This is a genomic window from Streptomyces sp. NRRL B-3229 (genome assembly GCF_000719505.1).
Lineage (GTDB): Bacteria > Actinomycetota > Actinomycetes > Streptomycetales > Streptomycetaceae > Streptomyces > Streptomyces griseorubiginosus.
On the sequence record NZ_JOGP01000102.1, the window covers coordinates 1 to 520 of the forward strand.

Annotated in this window: 1 protein-coding gene and 1 pseudogene; both read right to left on the bottom strand. The window is 71.0% G+C overall.

Annotation, left to right across the window (positions count from 1 at the left end; genetic code table 11):
* Window positions 1-178 (bottom strand): annotated as a pseudogene (locus IF54_RS42575) (histidine kinase); the annotation flags it as partial.
* On the bottom strand, window positions 178-520 hold a 343-nt coding region (locus IF54_RS0138915; protein ID WP_030327482.1), incomplete at its 5' end, for an alpha/beta fold hydrolase. The gene IF54_RS0138915 and the pseudogene IF54_RS42575, both read right to left, overlap by 1 nt.

Sequence of the window (520 nt, forward strand, 5' to 3'; positions counted from 1 at the left end):
GCGTGGTGTTGATCTTCGCGATGGTGCCGTCCATCAGCGTGGAGAGGTAGCCGCAGGGGGCGTTCTCGTACAGGTCCTCGGCTCCGTCCTCCAGCAGCGCGGCGAACGCGGCGGCGTCGGCGACCTTCTCGGCGTCGGCGTCCTGCGGTTCGGGCTGGTGGTCGGCGCGGCACATCATCACAGGCTCGCGAGGAAGTCGGTGATCGCCCGGTTGGTGGCGTCGGGGGGGGACAGGTGCGGGCAGTGCCCGGTGGCGTCGAGGGTGACGAGAGCCGAGCCGGGGATCGCCCCGTGGACGAAGGCGCCGACCTCGCGCGGGGCGATGACGTCCTGGGTGCACTCCAGCACCAGCGTCGGCACGGTCACGCTCTTCAGGTCGTCCCGCGAGTCCGACAGGAACGTGGTCCGGGCGAAGACGCGGGCCATGTCCGGGTCGGTGGCGCAGAAGCTGTTCTTGAGCTCGTCGCCCAGTTCGGGCCGGTCCGCGTTGCCCATGATGAGCGGGGCCATCGCCGCCGAC